An 18939-nucleotide genomic window follows, 5' to 3' on the forward strand; every position below is an offset into this window, starting at 1 on the left:
ACATCGTGTGGATAAGCGTGGAATTCTGGACGGACTGACGATCATTGACTTGGGCACCGGACACGCCGGTTGCGTAGCCGCACTGCTGCTTGCTGAGGCCGGTGCCGATGTGCTGCGTATTCAACCTCGGCAATGGCAGTGCCCTTTACAACCCGGCCAAGCGGCGCTGTGGAATCGTTCGAAGCGTTTGCTGGAATTGGATCTGGACCAGATTGAAGGGCGCGATCAGCTGAATAAACAGCTGGACAATGCACACCTGCTGATCAGCGATCTGTTACCCCTTCAAGCCAGCCAGCTTGGCCTGAGCAACGAATACCTGCGTCGGGGCCGCGAGCAGTTGGTGCTAGTAAACATCTGCGGAGCACCCGGATCGGACCTGCCGGTGGATGATCTTTTAGTGATGGCCCACGCCGGCATCCTTGATGAGCAAGCGGCCGTGGGCCGCGAGGGGCCGGTGTATTTACGTTTCCCACTGGGCAGTTGGCACGCGGCATTTCTCGCCGCCATAGGTGGGTTGTTGCGCCTGCGCCAGGGTCACGGCGGGGTGGTCCAGACCAGCTTGTTACAGGGGGCGTTGATCCCGCTGATGATGCATTGGCACGAGACTGAAAACACCTCGCCTGCCTTGCAACTGGGGATGCCAAAATCCGTGCCTCCAACCTTGTTTCAATGCGCTGACGGAAAATGGCTGCACGTCATGCCTGACCCTAATCGGGCTCCGGAAGTTCGCCAGGCACTGGATGCCCTTGACCCCCAACAGCGCAGTGCTGCAAACGCTGAATTTGCCCATCAGCCCATTACCTGGTTTAAGGATCGCGGCGCGATGGCGCTGGTATTTCGCACACGGCCACGGGATGAATGGTTGGCGTTGTTGCAAGTCGCCGACGTACCGGCGGACAAAGTGGCGGCCATGGGTGAGTTGTACCTGGATGAACAGGCCTGTGCCAATGGCTACGTAAAGGAAATCGATACTGCCCATGGTTTGACCTTGCAGCCAGCGATTCCGTTAGTGGCTGAAGCGTTGGACGCCATCTCGCGGTGGCATCCGCCAGCGAGGAGTGCACACCAGGACTTCTCGAAGCCGTTGCTCGGATTGAACGTGGTGGATTTAGGGGCGTTTGTTGCCGGACCACTGGCGCCAATGTTGCTGGCTGATCTTGGCGCTGAGGTCATTAAGGTTGAACCGCTCAATGGCGATCCGATGCGAGTGGCGGAGTGGCCGTTTAATGCCTGCCAGCGCGGTAAGCGCTCATTGGCATTGAACCTCAAGTCTCCCTCTGCACAGGTCATCACGCAGCGTTTGGTGGAATGGGCAGATGTCATTCATCACAATCAACGCATGCCGGCTATAGAACGCCTGGGCTTGGGGGGCGAGGCACTTCTGGCCTGCAAGCCGGACCTGATTTACTGCCATGTCAGTGCGTACGGCGCCAAAGGGCCACGGCGTGATTGGCCAGGTTACGATCAGCTGTTCCAGGCCGCCTCCGGTTGGGAAAGCGAGAGCGCAGGGCAGGGCAACGAACCGACCTGGCTGCGTTTTGGCATGATGGATCACCTGGCGGGGCTCGCTTCTGTTCTCGCAGTGACGCTGGCGCTGTTTGAACGCGACCGTTGCGGCAAGGGCCAAGCCGTGTCCAGCTCACTGCTTGCGGCCAGTCTGTTTACCATGGAAAGTCCCGCCGACCCCGAGGGGCGTTTGCAGGACTTCGCTCATCTGGACTCGGGTCAGTTAGGTGTGGCGCCCTTGCGTCGACTCTACCCGTGTCGGCACGGTTGGATTGCGGTGGCCCAGCGGCCTGGCGATGAACACGGATTGGCAAGGGTATTGACCCTCGCGGGTGTGAGCAACGTCCAGCAATTGACCGCCACAATGGCCGGCTTATCAGTACCTGAGGCCCTGTTGCTGTTCGACGATGCCGACGTTCCAGCGGTAGAAGCGCGGACCGATCAGAAGCAAGCGTTTCTCGATAATCCGGGCAATCGCCGAAGCGGTCTGGTGGTGGACTTCCCACACTCACGCTATGGCCGACTGACCCTGCCAGGGGGCTTCTGGCATTTCGATGACCAACCGTCGACCGTCGGGCCATTGCCACCGCCTCTTTTGGGGGAGCACTCACGGATTATTTTGGAAGAACTAGGGTTTGACGAATTGCAGATAAATCAGTGGGTCGCGCAAGCGTTAGTTTACGACCCCGGCTCGTTAGGTTCAGCGGAGTTAAACCGATGAATCTGGGATTGACTGGCAAAGTCGCCTTGGTCTCAGGTGGCAGTAAAGGTATCGGTCGTAGCTGTTGCGAATTACTGGCCGATGAAGGCTGCAAGGTCATGGTAGTTGCGCGCGGGGCCGATGCCGTAGAGCAGACCGTGGCCGAGCTGCGTGCGGCGGGCGGCATTGCCAGCGGTGTGTGTGCCGACCTGACTCAGCCTGCCGAGGTGCAACGCGCCGTTTCAGCGACCTGCCAGCTTTATGGATCGCCCGACATCGTGATCACCAATGTCCACGGCGGTGAGCCCAGTGACTTTTTCACAGGCGATACCGACGTGTTTTTACATGCATTCCAGGCGCAGGTGATGAGTGTGGTGCACTTGGCCAGAGCGACGGTGCCGCACATGCGCGAACGGCGTTGGGGGCGCCTGCTGACCATCGGCACTGCGGCGGCGAAGGAGCCAGTTTCTGGCCTGAAGTTGATGGCCGCAACCACCGCCCGCGCGGCAGTGGTGACCTTGAACAAGTCACTGGCGGATGAGTTTGCCAGCGACGGAATCACCGTCAACACCTTGGCGACGGGCTGGATAGCCACGGCAACCATGCTTGAAGAAGTAGCGCGCATGGGCGCTGCCCGTGGCCTGTCTGCTGAGGCAATGATGCAGCGATTGACTAAGGCAATTCCCGTGGGACATGCGGGCGATCCGCAGCAAATCGCATCAATGGCGGTCTACCTATGCTCTGATTTAGCCGGGTATATCACGGGCTGCTTGATTCCGGTCGATGGCGGCGCCCATCGCAGTGCCTGGTAATCGCCTGGGGTGGAAATGACGCACGCACTGATAAAAGCGACGACGCTCTGGCAACTGTTGTTACGTCGGGCTCTCCTGACGCCGACCGCGATCATGGTGATAGAAGGCCGAACACAGATGCGGATAACCTTTGCCCAGGCGCTGGACATCGCCGAACGCTTGGCTGCCGGATTCTACGAGCGTGGTATCAGGTCCGGAACGACGGTGACCTGGATGTTGCCCACCGGCTTGCGGGCTGTCATTACGTCGCTGGCCCTGGCGCGCCTCGGCGCACTGCAGAATCCGATTATCTCCTTGTATGGCGAGCGTGAAGTTCGGGCCATTCTGGAACGCAACCGGTCTGCTTATCTATTGATCGCCGACAATGACGGCCGTGATTATTCGGGCATGGCGAGGCTTCTCTGTGAGCAGTTGGCGCATCCCCCCCACGTGATCGTCATGGGCGAGGACCTGCCTCAGGGTCGGCCTTCCAGCTTGCCGCCGCCGCCCGTTGAAGGACAATCAGTGCGTTGGGTCTATTACACCTCCGGCACTACCTCGGAACCCAAGGGCGCGTGTCATACCGATGAAACCTTAATGATCGGTGGACGTAATCTCGCACGGGCCATGGGCGGCTGCGCTGCAGATATTGGCAGCATCGCGTTCCCTATCGCGCACATTGGCGGGGCCATGTACACCTGCATGGTGTTGGCCTCTGGCATGAGTATGGTCTTGCTTGATCGTTTTCAAGCCCAGGAGGCTGCCACGGTCTTTCGCCGTTATAACGTCACTTTGACCGGCGGAAGCACTGCGCACTATCAGGCACTGTTGGCCGAGCAACGCCGTTGCCCGCATAAGTCTCTGTTGCCAGCGCTACGCCTGCTTAGCGGCGGGGGGGCGCCAAAACCCCCAGAGCTCTATTACCAGATCCGTCGCGAAATGGGCTGCAGCCTGACCCACAATTACGGGATGACCGAGGTGCCGCTGATTTGTGCCGGGGTAGTTACTGACACCGACGAGCAGTTAGCGAACACCGAAGGCGTCCCCGTCGATGACGTCGAGTTGCGTATTGTGGGCGCTGATGGCCGTCTGGCCGGGGACGACGAATCGGGTGAGGTGCGCCTACGTGGCAAGGGCGTCTTCAAGGGCTATACCGACCCGGCCCTGACGACCGCCGCGTTCGATAACGAAGGATTTTTTCGCACCGGGGATTTGGCGTTGCGTCGCCCGGATGGCCGCATCGTGATCACCGGACGGCTCAAAGATGTGATTATTCGCAAAGGAGAGAATATTTCTGCAAAGGAAATAGAAGACCTGCTGTTCACCCATCCCAAAGTGGCCGGTGTTGCGGTCATCGGCTTGCCCGATGAGTTTCGCGGCGAACGCGTCTGTGCGGTGATTGAACTCAAGCGCGGGGTGTCTGCATTGCCGTTCGAAGAAATGGTTGCCTTCTTCGAGACAGCGCAGGTCATGCGACAAAAAATTCCGGAGCAACTGGAGATTGTCGAACAACTGCCGCGTAACGACACCCTGAACAAAGTTCTCAAACATGTGCTGCGTGAACGTTTCAGTCGTTGAGTGCTGCGATCACTGAGTCGCTGTCGCTCAACGTGCTGTAGAGCGGCAGCAGGTTAGTCACGATGAAGTCATGACTTTGCGCGGTAGCGCCAGCGATGCAGTCTTCGGGCACCACCACCTGATAGCCAAGGTCGGAGCCGCACAACGCCAGACCAGAAATTGCCACGTTGGTCGAGACGCCGACGGGCACGAGCGTATGGACGCCCATATGACGCAATAGCGTATCCAGGTCAGTGCCATGAAAACCCACCAGACTAAAGGTGCGGGCATGCACGATGTCCTGGCCCTGTGGCGCTACTTCAGGCACCGACAGAACCTCGTCAGAACCGGCAATCATTCGGTTTTCTTTGGTCGAGCGGGCAATGATTACGCTGGTCCGAGGCAGGTCGACATAACCGGGTCTATGTGCGACGTGCAGGTGCAACACCGGCAATCCAGCCTGGCGAAAGGCCGTTGCCAGACGGGCAATGCGTACCAGGATGTCCCGTCGGCCCACCTGCTCCGCGAGACCTGGAAAGCCCGATAACTCGGGATCGATCACGCCCCGTTGGCACTCACTGATCAGCAGTGCCGGACGTTGTCCCTTTTCGAATCCTCTCAGCATAAATCCTCCCGCATAGGTTCGCCGTGATACGGCATCGTTTAAATAGAGGTTGACGGGCGGCAGTATAAATTGAAAACTGACATATAGTTAGTTAATTTAATAAAAACTGCCTGGAGGGTTCGATGGGGGAAAATGCTGATGAGTCGCTATCGGTCATGCTTCGCAAGTCAGTCAATGATTTTCTGACAGGAACACACAGTCCCTCTCGATTGCGCGGTTGGATCGGTCAACCCCGTCCAGTGGATGCCTCTTTGTGGCGCGATATTGCTGCGCTGGGCTGGACAGGGTTGCTGCTCCCCGAGTCATTGGGAGGCAGCGGGCTGACGTTGGGCGAGGCCACGGTAATCTGCGAGGTTATGGGCGAACGTTTGTTTAGCGAACCCTTTGTGGCGTGTTGTGTCATGCCCTCCGTGTTGCTGGCCGCCGCTGAAAATAGCCCTGCCGTCGAACAGTTGGCCAACTGGCTCAGCAGCGGTGAGCGGCTACTGGCCGTGGCTTCTCAGGAACACGCAGGACAGTTGGAGCCGGGCATATACGGTTGCACCGTGGTGAATGGTCGGCTCAGCGGGCGCAAGGTCTTCGTGGTCGGTTGCGAAAGCCGTTCAGTGTTGCTGGTGTCAGCACTGGAGCATGGTCAGCCGGTTATTGTAGCCGTTGAGGCAACTGCCCGGGGTGTACACGTTGAGTCGTTCAGCGCTGGCAATGGTGCTCAATACCATGTCGATTTTGACCAGGCACCGTTGCTGTTTGCCGAACCCATCCTGAGGGGCTCAGCCGCGCTGGACGCCCTGCATCGAAGCGTGGCGGCTGGCCGTATTGCCTTGGCGGCCGAGTTGGCAGGCCAGGCTGCCGGTTGCTTGCAACAGACCCTCGACTTTGTGACCCAGCGCATTCAGTTCGAACGGCCACTGGGTTCATTTCAAACTGTCCAGCATCGCTGTGTCGACCTCAGTATCGAGCAAACGCTGGCCCAGGCGAGTTGGCAACACGCCTTGGCCTGCTACGAGCAGCAACCGCTGGCGCAAGTCAGTCTGGCTGCGATCAGTGCGTCCAAAGCCCGGTGCGCCCAAGCAGCAGTCACTACAGCAAGGCAGGCGGTGCAGTTGCATGGGGCGATGGGTTTCGCCGAGGAAGTCGACATTGGGCTGTATTTGCGTGCGGCGATGTTTGGTGCTGCCTGGCTCGGATCGATCTGGGACCATCGTCGGCACTTCGCTGCGCTCGACACTGGCGATCGAGACAGCCGAGTAAGTGTGGCTATCGAAGGACTGGAATCGAGCGATCCGCGTGACTGGACGGATGAAGTCTTCAGAACACGTTTGCGCGAATGGTTGACCGAGCATTATCCCGCCGAGCTTCGCCAGAATGACCGGCGGCCATTTCTGAGGCTGCGCGGCAGTGATCTGACCCATTGGCTTAGATTGCTTAATGACCATGGTTGGCGAGCGCCTGCCTGGCCCCGCGAACACGGGGGCATGGGCGTATCGTTTCGCAAGCAATTGATCTACCAGGAGGAGATGGAGCGCGCCGGCGTAGGCCGAATCATTGATAACGGCGAAACCCAACTGGGCCCGACCCTGATCAAGTGGGGCAGTGACGAGCAACGCGCTCGATATCTCCCGAGAATACTTTCCTGTGAGGACCTGTGGTGTCAGGGCTATTCCGAGCCCGGCGCCGGTTCCGACCTTGCCAGCCTGCGTACCCGCGCCGATCTGGACGCAGATGTGTTTATCGTCAACGGTCAAAAAATATGGACCACCCATGCCGCCGAATGCACGCATATCTACGCACTGGTGCGCACCGGAAAATTTGACAAAAAACAGCAGGGCATCAGTTTTTTGCTCATTGACCTGAGCTTGCCGGGCGTAAGCATCCGCCCCATTGCCAACATCGCGGGGGAGGACGAGTTCTGCGAAGTGTTTTTTGAGAACGTGCGGGTGCCTGTCGAGAATCTGCTCGGCGAGCTGCATCAGGGCTGGACCCTGGCCAAGGCGTTGTTGGGGCATGAGCGTATCTGGCTCGGCAACGCAGCCATGGCTGGCAGCGCATTGGCGTTGGCCAAAAAACTGGTCGCTGAGCTGGAATTGACTGATGACCGTGGCGTGCTGGATCGGCTGGCGGTCCTGCAAGCGGACCTGCACGACTATCGATTGTTCTATGCGCAGATTTGCGACCGGATTGCTAAAGGCGATGGAGAGCCCGGTCCGCAGGTATCGATGCTGAAAGTCTACGTTTCTGAGTTGCTGCAACGGATCACTGAGTTCTGTACCGACATCGCGGGCGATCATGCCGGAGTGGTGGGCGATGTGCGTATTGGCGAGCTGCTTACCGACTTGCATTGGCCTTTGATGATGGCGCGGCCGGTGTCGATTTATGCCGGTGCCAACGAAGTTCAGCGCGACATCCTGGCGAAAGCTGTCCTGAAACTTCCCGGTGCACCACGCACCTGACGAGTGAACAAGTCTATGAACATCCGGAGAATCCTATGAGAGAAGCGGTCATCGTTTCCACCGCTCGCACCCCGATCGGGAAAGCCCATCGCGGCGCTCTGAACGCGATCAAGTCACCCACGCTCACCGCTCATGCGCTGTTGCATAGTGTGTTGCGCGCCGGCATTGAACCGGCCGAGGTCGAAGACGTGATTATTGGCGCCGCGATGGGCGCCGGAACTGCAGGACGAAACCTTGCGCGGGCAGCCGCCTTGCGAGCGGGCTTTGGCGTTGGGGTGGCGGGCTCTACCGTAGATCGACAATGTGCTTCCGGCCTGATGGCGATTTCTATTGCGGCCAAACAAATCATTGTCGACGGCATGGACATTGTGATTGGCGGTGGGTCGGAAAACGTCAGTGCGTTGGCACCCGGTTATCTTGAATGGGCGGTCCGTGACAAGGACCCGGCGCTGGTCGAGCGCGTACCTGGCGCTTATATGCCGATGATCGAAACGGCGGAGTACGTCGCCAGGCACTACGGGATCTCTCGCCAGGCTCAGGATGACTACGCATTGTTGGCCATGCAGCGAGCGGTCGCGGCGCAGTCTCGAGGCGTGTTCGCTGAGGAAATAGCGCCGTTGGATGTGTCACAGAAAATCGTCGACAAACACACTGACAAGATCAGTTACAAGAACTACCTGTTTTCTGAAGACGAATGTTTGCGCGCCGGCACCACCGCCGAGGGGTTGGCTGCGCTCAAGCCCGTTATGGAGGGCGGTAGTATTACGGCGGGTAACGCCAGCCAGTTATCCGACGGAGCTTCGGCGTGCGTACTGATGGAGGCCAGGGCTGCAGAGCGACGCGGATTACAACCCTTGGGCGTATACCGGGGGTTTATTACCACGGGATGTGCCCCTGAGGAGATGGGCATAGGTCCGCTGTCAGCCGTACCGAAATTACTCGGTAAACACGGGCTGACCATTGATGATGTTGGCCTCTGGGAGCTGAATGAAGCCTTTGCCTGTCAGGCATTGTATTGTCGCGATCAGTTGGGCATTGACCCTGATCGATTCAACGTCAACGGTGGCGGCATTGGACTTGGCCACCCTTTTGGAATGACCGGCTCACGACTGGTAGGCAGTGCCTTGCTGGAAGGGAAGAGGCGCGGTGTACGGTACGTCGTGGTCACCATGTGTATTGGTGGCGGGATGGGCGCGGCGGGGTTGTTCGAGGTTTACGTGTGAAACTTCTTTGAGCAGCGAGCCCGGCAAAGACCGGGCTCAATCCTTTAACGCTGGCGGTTATGCAGCTCTTTCCGCGGCCGCCAGTTGTTCGTAGTGATGCATGCTGCTGCCTAATGCGACGTTGATCAATGTCATGCGTTTGAAGTAATGACCTATAACGTACTCCTCAGTGACGCCAATCCCGCCGTGCAACTGAATGGCTTGCCCGCAGACAAACTGTCCGCTTCTGCCGATATGCGCTTTGACCGCAGACAGCGCATGGTCACGCTCAGCCTCTCCCAGTTCAAGACTGGCCAGCCCCAGATGCAACAGGCTGCGGGACAGTTCCAGTTCAATCAACATTTCGCTCATGCGGTGTTGCAAACTCTGAAAGCTGCCCAGAACCTGACCAAATTGTTTACGAATCTTGAGGTAGTCCCGGGTAATCCACAGTGATTGCTCCATGATGCCGACCGCCTCTGCCACCAATCCCACAAGCGCGTGGGCATTGCCTTGGCTAAGGGCTGCAAACCCGTTGCCTACCACGCCCAAAACGTGCGTTGCGGTCACTTCAACATTGCACAGGGTCAAGTGGCTGCCCCAACGATTGTCGATCAGACGAACGTTACGCTTGCCGACTCCGTGGGTCTTGGCGTCGATAAGAAACAGCGTAATACCTTCGCGATCACTGGCCTCGCCAGAGGTACGTGCCGAAACGATGAATAACTCGGCGACGTTGCCGCCGACCACGGCGATTTTTTCCCCATTCAACCGCCAGCGGTTTTCTCCTGTCGACACGGCTGAAGTGCGGACCGACGCCAGATCTCCTCGGGCAGTGGCTTCGTCGTGGGCGAGTATGGGCAGTAACAAGCCTTCACCCAGCGATTGCAAAACCGTGCGCGCTTTGGGGTCATTGATAGCCAGTAGCGTTTGTGCTGCCAGCACCGCAACGGCCCAGTACGGCTCGACGCACAACACGCGGCCTATCTCTTCCATCACCAAAGCGCTCTCGACAGCCGAGCAATTCATTCCGCCCAGTTCTTCGGGTAACCCCAAGGCGAGCAACCCCAGTTCTGCCATGTGTTGCCAGTGGCCTGTGTCGAACGCGCCGTTATCAACGGTGGCGCCGCGCCGCTCGAAGGGACAGGTCTCTTGCATAAACCGACGGACACTGTCTTTGAGCATGGTTTGCTCTTCGTTTAATTGAAAATCCATGCTCAAAGCTCCAGAAACGAACGGGCAATAATGGTGCGTTGTACTTCGTTGGCTCCGCCGTAAATTGTCGTGGCCCGACGGTAGAAATAATCGGCCATGATCCCAGGTGCGGTGGCGGGGCCTGGCGGCCAATCCTGTTGCCGCCGAACGTTTCCCAGGGGATCGGTGAAGACGTAACAGGCATGGCTGCCAAGTGCTTCGACTTGTAATTCGCCTATTTTTTGTAATAACTCGGAACCACGGATCTTCAGCACGGACCCCACCGGCAGGCGCGATTGGCCGCCGGCTTTTTCATGCAAAGCGCGCAGGCTTAGCCAGCGCAAGGCCAGTAAATCGGTATCCAGTGTCGCGAGGCGGCTCGCAAAACCCGGTTGGTCAATCAGTCGTCGGCCATCGCTCTGCACTTTATTGAGCAATGTGCGCAGACGTGAAAGATGAGCGTTGTTACGCGGCCATTCGGCACTGAAGGCGCGCTCGTTTTCCAACAAGAATTTAGCGTAGGTCCAGCCCATGCCTTCCTCGCCAACCAGGTTAGAGACCGGCACCCGTACATTGTCGAAAAACACCTCATTGAGGCTGTGGCTTTCGCCAATGTCATAAATCGGGCGGATGGTGACGCCTGGTGCCTGACGGTCCACCAGAATCATCGATATACCGCGCTGGCGCGCTTGTGGGTCGGTTTTGGCGAGGATAAAAATCATGTCCGCGGTTTCGACGAATGAGGTCCATATCTTCTGCCCGTTGATTACATAGTCATCACCGTCGCGCTCGGCACGGGTGCTCAGTGAACCCAGGTCCGAGCCCGCATTTGGTTCGGAAAAACCCTGCCCCCAGAAAACGTCACCGCTGAGAATCCGCGGGCCGTACTGACGCTTCATGGTTTCACTGGCGAACGTCATGATCACCGGGCCGATCATCTTGAAACCCGCCGTGTCCACTGCTGGAGCACCCGCCAGAAATGTCTCTTCGTCGAAAATAAACTGGCGCACCGGCGACCATCCAGTACCGCCCCAGGACGCAGGCCAATTGGCGCCCGACCAGCCTTGGCTGTGAAGTATTTTGGTCCATTGACGGGTGTCTTCGCGCAAGGGATGGTAGCCGCGCCGGTTACGCTCAGCCAAGTCTTGTGGAAGTTTCGCCTTGAGAAAAGCACGGACTTCCTCACGGAAGTGCTCGTCCTCCTGATCGGGTTTGAAATGCATGAACGAGGTCCTTCGGTGATAAGTGGAGTCGGGCAGGGCCGCAGGGTTGATTAATTAGGTGGCGTATTGAAAGGTTGGCCCTTGTCCGGTCGATAGTCCTGAGGCAGCCCCAACACCCTCTCAGCCAGTGTGTTGAGAAGTAGCTCATCGGTGCCCCCCGCAATGCGCAAACTGGGGTCCAGCCACGCGCTGGCGAAGTCGCTTCTGGGGTGGGCGTCCGGCCCCAGGATTGCACCGCTGGCCCCCAACAAATTCAGAGCAGTCCGACTCAAGGACTGGCGCGTCCGGCCCAATAACAGTTTCCGAATCGCGCCCTCCGGGCCTGGCGCCTGGCCGTTGGCAAAGGCATCCAGCGCACGACGGTGTATCGCCCGAAGGCCTTGGCGTTCCACGAAAATATCGGCGATGGTGGCGCGAATTTCGCCGTCCTCCAGGGCCGAATGACCGTTAATGTTGGTGTGGGCTGCCAGCTCGACGAAACGCTCCAGCGTGGGTCCATAGCCTGATTCATCGGTTACCGCGTAACGCTCGATCATCAGCGTCTCAACGGCAACCTTGAAACCGCCGTTGACTTGCCCAAGGCGCTGGTCATCGGGGACAAAGACATCATCAAAAAAGACTTCATTGAGGTCTTTTTCCCCACCCAGTCGGCGGATCGGCACGACCGAAACGCCCGGCGACTTCATGTCGAGGAAGAAATAGGTCAAGCCGGCATGCTTGGGCAGGTTGGGATCGGTTCGCGCGACAATCACGCCCCAGTCGGCAATTTGCGCCCAACTGGTCCAGACTTTTTGTCCGCTCAGGCGCCAGCCGCCTTCAGTCGGAACAGCCTTTAGGCGCAACGACGCCAGGTCAGAACCCGCCGACGGCTCCGAGAACAATTGGCACCAGATCAACTCACCGCGAACGGTGGGACGGGCCAGACGCTCTGTCCAAAGCGGCGAGGCGTAGCGCAGAAAAATTGGCAATGGGTTGTTCAGGCTGATACTGAAATAGGCCAGCGGCAGGTCGTAGTGCATCTCCTCTTCACTGAAGACCACTTTTTCCAATTCACTGCCTCCGGCGCCTCCGACTTCGGTGGGCAAAGTAATGCAGGCATAGCCGTGATCGGCCTTAAGGGCTTGCCAGGCGCGGCCAAGGGCCAAATCGGCTTCCAAGCTCAACTGCTGCCGTGCTGTACCCGAGTACGGCGGTGCGTTTTCAGCCAGCCAGCATCTGGCGCACTCACGGTATTCTTTGAGAGCGTCGTTCATTATTGATCCGCCATTATTGTGAGTGTGCCGTTTTCAATCCGATGTCGCTTAACAGGCGCTCGCGCCAATAGGGAAGGCTGCCCAATTCCAGGGCCAGCGTCCGCGAGCGACGGTAATGGTGGTGAGGCATGGCCTCCCAGGTCACACCCATCCCGCCATGGATGTGCAGGCATTCTTGTGCGGCGTAGTCATAGGCTTTGGTTGCCGCGATCCGCGCTGCGGATGCCAGTTGTCGTTTTTCCGGCAGGTCTTGGTCCCAGGCATCCAAGGCATCGCTGACGCAACCTCGGGCAACCTCAAGCAGGCAATAGATCTCCGCGAGTTTGTGCTTGATCCCCTGGAAGCTGCCGATCAACTGGCCGAACGCGCGGCGTTCGCGAGCGTATTTGCACGCCAGATCAAGACTGGCCTGGGCGCCGCCGACCTGTTCGCAGGCGCATGCCAGGGCGGCGAGGCTGGTGACATTCAAGACCTCATTGACGCTGCCAAGCAGCCTCCCGGGGACGTGTTTAAAGCACAGCACTGCTGCCGCCCGGGCGTTATCGAAACTGTTGTGCGGCATACGCTGAACCCCCGGTTGGTGCAGATCGACCAGAAAGAGGGCAATACCCTGTTCGCTGTGAGCTTGAACCAGTGCCACATCAGCAACGTCGGCAAACGCCGCCAATGCTTTTTCGCCGTCTAGAAACCCGTGGGTACTGACCAGCGATGGGCTGGTGGACAGGCCTGAGTCAGTAGGGTCAGCAAGCGCCAGGCAGGCAATCTTGCTGCCAAGGGTGAGCGCTTCTATCAGCGGCAGCCATTGTTCTGTGGCGCTCTGTTGCAACGCATCCGCGACCACCGCGTTAGCCATCAGCGGCAAGGAAGCGGTGACACGCCCGGTTTCTTCGCAGAGCACCCCGAGGCCGCTCCACCCCAGACCCAAACCGCCGGCCTGTTCAGTCATGCCCACGCTGGGCCAGCCCTGCTCGACGGCATGTCCCCATAAAACATGATCAAAGCTGGCGGGCGCTTCAAGCAACGACTTCAGGTGCTCAGGCGTGGCTTGATCGTTAAGCAGGCGTTTGGCCTGATCACGAATCGAAGCAAGGATTTCGGCATGCTCTTCTTGCATTCAGGAGTTCTCAGGCAGGCGTGAATAGGGGGAGGTAGATCTCTTCAATCGCTTCGAACACCACACGAACTCGCTGTCCGATGTGAGTTGAATCGATCGGACAACCAACGATATTGGTGGTCAGGTGTAGGCCTTGTTGTTCATCGAGCGACACGACGGCAATGGCGTAAGGCACGGGCTGACCTGGCGCCCATGGCTGGTGATTAATGGTCAGTGCTTCGATGGTGCCCCGGCCCGAAACCACCTGTGGTGCAATATTTCGGCTCAGGCATTTCGGGCAAATGATCCCCGGCGGATGCAACCAGTGCTGGCAATCGGAGCACTGCAAAATCCGCAGTTGTCCGTCATGGCCACTGGTCCAGAAAAATGTGTTGAGGTCGTCCAGTGCAGGTAAAGCGCGTTGAAAATCGGTGCTCATAGGGGTCTCCAGCGATGACGGGCGTAACGAGCATGATGCTTCAGCTCATGAAGTGTGTTCCATCATTGTTCGTGCTCGGCAAATAACTAACATGTTGTTATTTTTAGAGCATCCTTGAGCAAGATGCAATACCCCTGTGTCGAGTTGACGTGAGGATTAACTTCAGCCAGTCATGGACGGTTGTCGATGTAGGTCATTTTGCTGTATAAGCTGACACAAGGTCAGTTATTAACCGCTATACAGGAGAATGTCGATGTCGAACTCACTGGTCGTTGTCACGGGGGCCGCTGGCGCGCTGGGTCGTGTCGTTGCTCAGGCTTTCTTGCAGCAGGGGCGCCCGGTTTTGTTAATCGATTGCAGTGAGCAGGCCCTGCATTCGGTTTATGAGGGGATTGCAGGCGATACGCATTTTCTGGCTGTCGATTTGACGGACGCGGCGGCGACGCAGGCTTCGCTGGCCAACGTATTTCAGGTTAAAGGGCCGGCAGGTGTGCTGTGCAACATCGCCGGTGGCTTTGCCATGGGCAGCGAGGTGCACGACCCCGATGGTTCGGTCTGGCAGCAAATGATGGACCTGAACGTGGCGACGGTCCTAAACACCTGCCGCGCCACGGTGCCGGGGATGTTGGCTGCGGGCACCGGTAAAATTATCAATGTTTCGGCCGCCTCGGCTATCAGTGGCAAGGGGACCATGGGCGCCTATTGCGCTTCGAAAAGTGCTGTGGCGCGACTCACTGAATCCATGGCTCAGGAGTTGCGAGGCCGCGGCATCAATGTCAATGCAGTAGCCCCTAGCATTATCGACAGCCCGGCAAATCGGGCAGCCATGCCTGAGGTGGATCCGGCACTCTGGGTCTCGCCTCAGCAACTGGCCGACGTCATCGGCTTCCTGGCCAGCGATGCGGCCAGCGCGTTGCAGGGTGCAGTTATTCCGGTGGTGGGGTTGTCCTGACATAGGTCCAGTCCCGTCAGGGCGCTTGGTAAAGCGCCCTGACCTCGGCGTTGAGCTTTCAATGTGGACCTGGAGCGATTATCGTCCTTTCCACTCCGGGGTACGCTTTTCTTGAAAGGCCCGTAGCCCAATGATTATGTCTTCTGAGGTCGCAAGGCGCTGACAGGCGACGTCTGTGGCCATGCGTAAATCATCCTCTCCCAACGCCAATGCCTGGCGGGCGATCAACAGGGTTTCCTGGACGGCAAGCGGTGCGTTAGCGGCGATCTGTCTGGCCAGTTGCAGCGCTGACGCCAGCACTTCGTCATCCTCTACTTGCCGATTGATCAGCCCCAGCGCCGCTGCACGTTCCGCATCTAGTCCGTTGCCAGTCAACAACAACTCCATGGCCAGGGCCGGAGATATCCGGCGCATCAGCCGATAGACACCGCCTGCACCGGCGATCAGCCCCCGCTTCACCTCGGGCAAGGTGAAGCGGGCGTTCTTCCCTGCGATGATCATGTCGCAGGCGAGCGCCAATTCGGTACCCCCTCCATGCGCAGCTCCACGTACCGCTGCGATCCAGGGTTTACGACGGCGGGCATGGATCAGCCCACCCATGCCAGCGCCATTGACCATGAGTTGTTCGCCGGCACCGGCCGCGATGTCATCCAAATCAGCCCCGGCACAGAAGGCTACCGGGCCTTCCCCCGTCAAAATCACGACGCGTATGTCGCGAGTCGCCTCGGTGCGTTCGACCAGCATGGCCAGCGTTCGTGACGCGCTCACATTGATGGCATTGCGTTTATCCGGCCGGTTCAAGGTAATCACGGCGATGCCGGGCTCTGGTTCCTGGTAAAGCACATCCTCGGTCATATCTACCTTCCGCGTTCAAGTCTGAATAACTGATGCTATGACAGTTACTGCATCCTTGGACAGCGATAGCTCGCCCGCTCCGACAGAGTAACAATGAATTTCAGGAAGGCTCTGCTCTGTAAAGCTTTGGCATCACCGACAGTCGGGTATTGGCGGACGTCACGAGCCCGTTGTTAAAAAGCGACGAGGTTTTGCTGGATGTACATGCGGCAGGCGCAGGCATGTCAGAAAGGGTAATTGGGTCATGGTCCTGACGGACTGGGGCGGTTTGCCGGCCGGGACTCTCAACGCGCTGAGAGTTGATGGTGCTCAAACCATCAGCAGAAGTTTGCCCGTGGTCGCCCGACTCTCCAAATCCGAATGCATGGAGCATTTGCCGATCCGATTTCCGGTGGTCGCGGACGTGTTCGCGAATGAAGCGATGCGGTACCCAGACAAACCGCAAATGAGTGGCAAAGAAGGTTGAGTCGTAGTTCTTAAACGCTACTGTTGACTCGCTCGGTCGCGACACGCTCTGGATGTTTTGCAAGTCACCTTTTCGGCGTCAGCCGAATAAGCCGTGCCTTACCCGCGTCTTCAATGAGCCAAAGGGCTCCATCCGGCGCGAGAGCGACATCGCGGATACGCTGCCCCATGTCCCAGCGATCTGCTTCACGTGCGTTTCCATTGGCGTCGATAACCACACGCACAAGTGCTTGTGATCGTAAGCTGCCGATAAACGCTGAACCTTTCCAGTCGGGAAAGAGTTTCCCGGTATAAAAGGTCAAACCTGCAGGTGCTATCACAGGTGTCCAATAAAGGACCGGAGGTTCAAATTCAGGGTGCGTGTCGTGGCGTGGGATTGGCGTGCCGTCATAGTTGTCGCCATTTGATACGACTGGCCAACCATAATTACGGCCAGGCTTCAGAAGATTGAGTTCATCTCCTCCCATTGGTCCCATTTCATCCAACCAAAGCTTTCCGTCCGGGGCGAACGCCAGTCCATAGGGATTGCGGTGTCCTGTCGTCCATGTTTGGGCTCTTACTCCGCCTTGACTCGCCATCGGATTGTCGTTGGGCGTCGTGCCATCGAGATTAAGCCGAAGTACCTTGCCGAGAGCCTGATCAGGATCCTGTGCGGTCTCGGGGCGCATTCTGTCTCCTGAGGTGAGAAACAGATGCTTACCGTCTGGCGAAAAAGCAACAATGCCCCCCGGTTGGCCACCGTGGCCTTTGGGCATCTGCCGCCAAATGACGTGCAGATTGCCAAGCGTCAGGTGGTTTTCAGTTCCGCTCAGTTGAGCGCGTGCCAATGCCAGACTGCTGCCGTTTGGACCGGGTTCGGAGTAGGTCAGGTAGATCGAATGATCACGGTCAAAGTGAGGCGAGATGGCGACGTCAAGCAAACCGTTTTGTCCGCTGTATTCGACTTTAGGCACACCGCCGATCTGCTGTTTGTTGCCGTCCTGAGTCACCAGAAACAGGCGGCCGGCCTTTTCGGTAACCAGCATTCTGCCGTCCTGGAAAAAAGCGAGCGCCCACGGAACGTCGAACGTGGTTACTGTGGTTTCCTGAAATGGCTTTGAGGGATTTGGTGTATTTAAACCTGCATTCACCTGCGCAGTTGCAGGCAGCACGATGCCGAGGCTCAGGAAAACGGCTAGAGCCAGTGCAGATATTCGGCGACTAAGAAAAAAGGGCGAACGCATGGTAATCCCCACGCTATTTAGGTTTTCCTATCATGCTGTCCATGCCCTTACATTGGCCAGCGCAAAATTACTGTACAGCCCGTACGTCATAAATCCTGTAGCACTCCAGCCAGGTGTTCCGATTCTCACTCCTGAAATTGCTCCGGGTAAGGAATACCTCGGTTTTTTTATCGACGTGGAGTTGCGGGATACGTCACCTCGGGAGCCTATTGCCCCTCCGGTAGTGCTGCATCGCAACCAGCCACTTGAGGGAGAAAATTCGAACTCAAGGGATTTTCATTGACCTGCTCATCCAGGGCTTGCTCCTGCCGCAGCTTGAGTCAGCCGTATGCTGGCCCAGTTCTGGCGTGGTGAAGTCAGGCCGGCTGGGGTCACGCAGGAAGCGGATCGGGCTGTGCAGGTGCTTGCCGCCTTCGGTATCGGTGCCAATCAGGCCGCGACTGGCAGTATGTGGATGGGCCAGGGCTTCAGCGTAGTTGAGCACGGGGGCGACGCCGCCTGCCAGTCCCAACCGATGCATCCAATCGGCCAGCGACGCCTCGGCAAAAATCGACGTCAGCGTGGCGGATAACGCAGCCTGTGCTGGTGGATCGGCGTCGAGCGCGCCAGGTAGCAGGTCCGGCCGCGACAAGGCTTCCAGTAATGTTGTGGCGGCGCGACGGTCGCGAGCATCCACACGCAGCCAGCGACCTTCAGCGGTACGGTAGCTGGCGTTCAATGCATAAACGGCTGGGCCGGCGAAGTGGCTCGGCGTTTCCAGCGTGGCCAGCGCCGCTGCGGTAGCGCCGCCGCGCACGGCCAGTGCGGCATCATGCATGGAGATGTCGATATGATCGCCGCCCTGGCCGGCGCGTGCCGCGAGCAGCGCCATAAGGGTCGCCGACAGCGCGAAGTGTGCGGCAGCAACGCCGGCCAGGGACACGGTTGGTTCCACCGGCCGCCCATCGGCGTCGATCGCGAGCGCGCCGGCCAGTGCTTGCACCATCGTGTCGTGGGCGGCGACGTCTTTCAGCAGGCCGATTTGCCCGAATGCCGAAATCGAGCAGTAGACAATGTTCGGGTTGAGGGCGTTGGCATCGGCGTAGCCAATGCCCAGCCGGTCGGCCACGCCGGGACGGAAGGATTCAAGCACCACATCGGCATCGCGGATCAAGGCGCGTGCGGTTTCTAGATGGGTGGGTTCTTTGAGATCGAGGACGAGGCTGTGCTTGCCTCGATTGAGCACGCGAAAAGTGTCACCGTCGTTTTGGCCGGCAAGGCTACGTGGGCCCTGTCGAGTGGGGTCGCCTTGGGGGGGCTCGACTTTGATGACGTTGGCGCCGTGGTCGGCCATGATCGCCGAGACCATCGGTCCGGTCATGAACTGAGTAAAATCCAGGACAGTGATGCCGGTGAGTTTCATGGGGAAGAC

At 58.4% G+C, this 18939-nt stretch carries 16 protein-coding genes and 1 pseudogene; 8 read left to right on the plus strand and 9 right to left on the minus strand.

Annotated features, from left to right (window positions below; all coding sequences use genetic code 11):
• Positions 1-7: 7 nt before the first annotated feature.
• From JWR17_RS24690 to JWR17_RS24700, 3 genes are read left to right on the plus strand one after another with little or no spacing between them, the layout of a single operon-like run.
• Positions 8-2227: a CoA transferase gene (locus tag JWR17_RS24690; RefSeq protein ID WP_299835742.1), complete on the plus strand. Its 2220-nt coding sequence runs from the start codon at positions 8-10 to the stop codon at positions 2225-2227.
• Positions 2224-3018, plus strand: a complete 795-nt coding sequence (locus JWR17_RS24695; RefSeq protein ID WP_299835744.1) for an SDR family oxidoreductase — start codon at positions 2224-2226, stop codon at positions 3016-3018. Before JWR17_RS24690 ends, JWR17_RS24695 begins: the two co-directional genes overlap by 4 nt.
• A gap of 15 nt (positions 3019-3033) precedes the next feature.
• On the plus strand, positions 3034-4575 hold the full coding sequence (locus tag JWR17_RS24700) for an AMP-binding protein (protein ID WP_299835746.1): 1542 nt from the start codon (positions 3034-3036) through the stop codon (positions 4573-4575).
• Here JWR17_RS24700 and JWR17_RS24705 read toward each other — a convergent pair.
• On the minus strand, positions 4565-5179 hold the full coding sequence (locus JWR17_RS24705; protein ID WP_299835747.1) for an isochorismatase family cysteine hydrolase: 615 nt from the start codon (positions 5177-5179) through the stop codon (positions 4565-4567). The two genes, JWR17_RS24700 and JWR17_RS24705, sit on opposite strands and share 11 nt — an antisense overlap.
• A gap of 122 nt (positions 5180-5301) precedes the next feature.
• Between JWR17_RS24705 and JWR17_RS24710 the strand changes: the two genes are divergently transcribed.
• Together JWR17_RS24710 and JWR17_RS24715 are read left to right on the plus strand one after the other, a co-directional pair.
• Positions 5302-7629 (plus strand): acyl-CoA dehydrogenase, encoded by a 2328-nt coding sequence (locus JWR17_RS24710; protein WP_299835749.1) that lies wholly within the window; start codon positions 5302-5304, stop codon positions 7627-7629.
• Between the two features lie 35 nt (positions 7630-7664).
• Positions 7665-8852, plus strand: coding sequence for an acetyl-CoA C-acyltransferase (locus tag JWR17_RS24715; RefSeq protein WP_299835751.1), 1188 nt, complete (start codon positions 7665-7667; stop codon positions 8850-8852).
• 57 nt (positions 8853-8909) lie between these two features.
• Here the strand turns inward: JWR17_RS24715 and JWR17_RS24720 are convergent, their stop codons facing one another.
• Genes JWR17_RS24720 through JWR17_RS24740 form a run of 5 tightly spaced genes read right to left on the minus strand, consistent with a single transcriptional unit; the run spans position 8910 to position 14033 of the window.
• The gene (locus JWR17_RS24720; protein WP_299835753.1) at positions 8910-10046 is read right to left on the minus strand and encodes an acyl-CoA dehydrogenase family protein; all 1137 of its coding nucleotides are present in this window, start codon (positions 10044-10046) and stop codon (positions 8910-8912) included.
• Positions 10047-10048: 2 nt separating this feature from the next.
• Positions 10049-11248, minus strand: a complete 1200-nt coding sequence (locus JWR17_RS24725; RefSeq protein WP_299835755.1) for an acyl-CoA dehydrogenase family protein — start codon at positions 11246-11248, stop codon at positions 10049-10051.
• Positions 11249-11298: 50 nt separating this feature from the next.
• Entirely contained in the window at positions 11299-12501 is a 1203-nt protein-coding gene (locus JWR17_RS24730; protein WP_299835757.1) for an acyl-CoA dehydrogenase family protein, read from the minus strand.
• Positions 12502-12514: 13 nt separating this feature from the next.
• A complete protein-coding gene (locus JWR17_RS24735) occupies positions 12515-13615 on the minus strand; it encodes an acyl-CoA dehydrogenase (RefSeq protein WP_299835758.1) in 1101 nt (366 codons plus the stop codon).
• 10 nt (positions 13616-13625) lie between these two features.
• A complete protein-coding gene (locus tag JWR17_RS24740) occupies positions 13626-14033 on the minus strand; it encodes an OB-fold domain-containing protein (RefSeq protein WP_299835760.1) in 408 nt (135 codons plus the stop codon).
• 253 nt (positions 14034-14286) lie between these two features.
• Here JWR17_RS24740 and JWR17_RS24745 point away from each other — a divergent pair, with 253 nt between their 5' ends.
• Positions 14287-14985, plus strand: a complete 699-nt coding sequence (locus JWR17_RS24745; protein ID WP_299835762.1) for an SDR family NAD(P)-dependent oxidoreductase — start codon at positions 14287-14289, stop codon at positions 14983-14985.
• 78 nt (positions 14986-15063) lie between these two features.
• On the opposite strand, the gene JWR17_RS24750 is transcribed toward JWR17_RS24745, so the two are convergent.
• Complete coding sequence (locus JWR17_RS24750) at positions 15064-15840, minus strand: enoyl-CoA hydratase-related protein (RefSeq protein ID WP_299835763.1); 777 nt, start codon at positions 15838-15840, stop codon at positions 15064-15066.
• Between the two features lie 93 nt (positions 15841-15933).
• Here JWR17_RS24750 and JWR17_RS24755 point away from each other — a divergent pair.
• A pseudogene (locus JWR17_RS24755) lies at positions 15934-16055 on the plus strand (NADPH:quinone oxidoreductase family protein); the annotation flags it as partial.
• A 29-nt stretch (positions 16056-16084) separates the two neighbouring features.
• Positions 16085-16306: a hypothetical protein gene (locus JWR17_RS24760; RefSeq protein ID WP_299835765.1), complete on the plus strand. Its 222-nt coding sequence runs from the start codon at positions 16085-16087 to the stop codon at positions 16304-16306.
• 64 nt (positions 16307-16370) lie between these two features.
• On the opposite strand, the gene JWR17_RS24765 is transcribed toward JWR17_RS24760, so the two are convergent.
• Both JWR17_RS24765 and JWR17_RS24770 read right to left on the minus strand, forming a co-directional pair.
• A complete protein-coding gene (locus JWR17_RS24765) occupies positions 16371-17528 on the minus strand; it encodes a PQQ-dependent sugar dehydrogenase (protein WP_299835767.1) in 1158 nt (385 codons plus the stop codon).
• 265 nt (positions 17529-17793) lie between these two features.
• Positions 17794-18930 (minus strand): CoA transferase, encoded by a 1137-nt coding sequence (locus JWR17_RS24770; RefSeq protein WP_299835768.1) that lies wholly within the window; start codon positions 18928-18930, stop codon positions 17794-17796.
• Positions 18931-18939: the final 9 nt, after the last annotated feature.

The organism is Pseudomonas sp., assembly GCF_028293835.1.
GTDB lineage: Bacteria > Pseudomonadota > Gammaproteobacteria > Pseudomonadales > Pseudomonadaceae > Aquipseudomonas.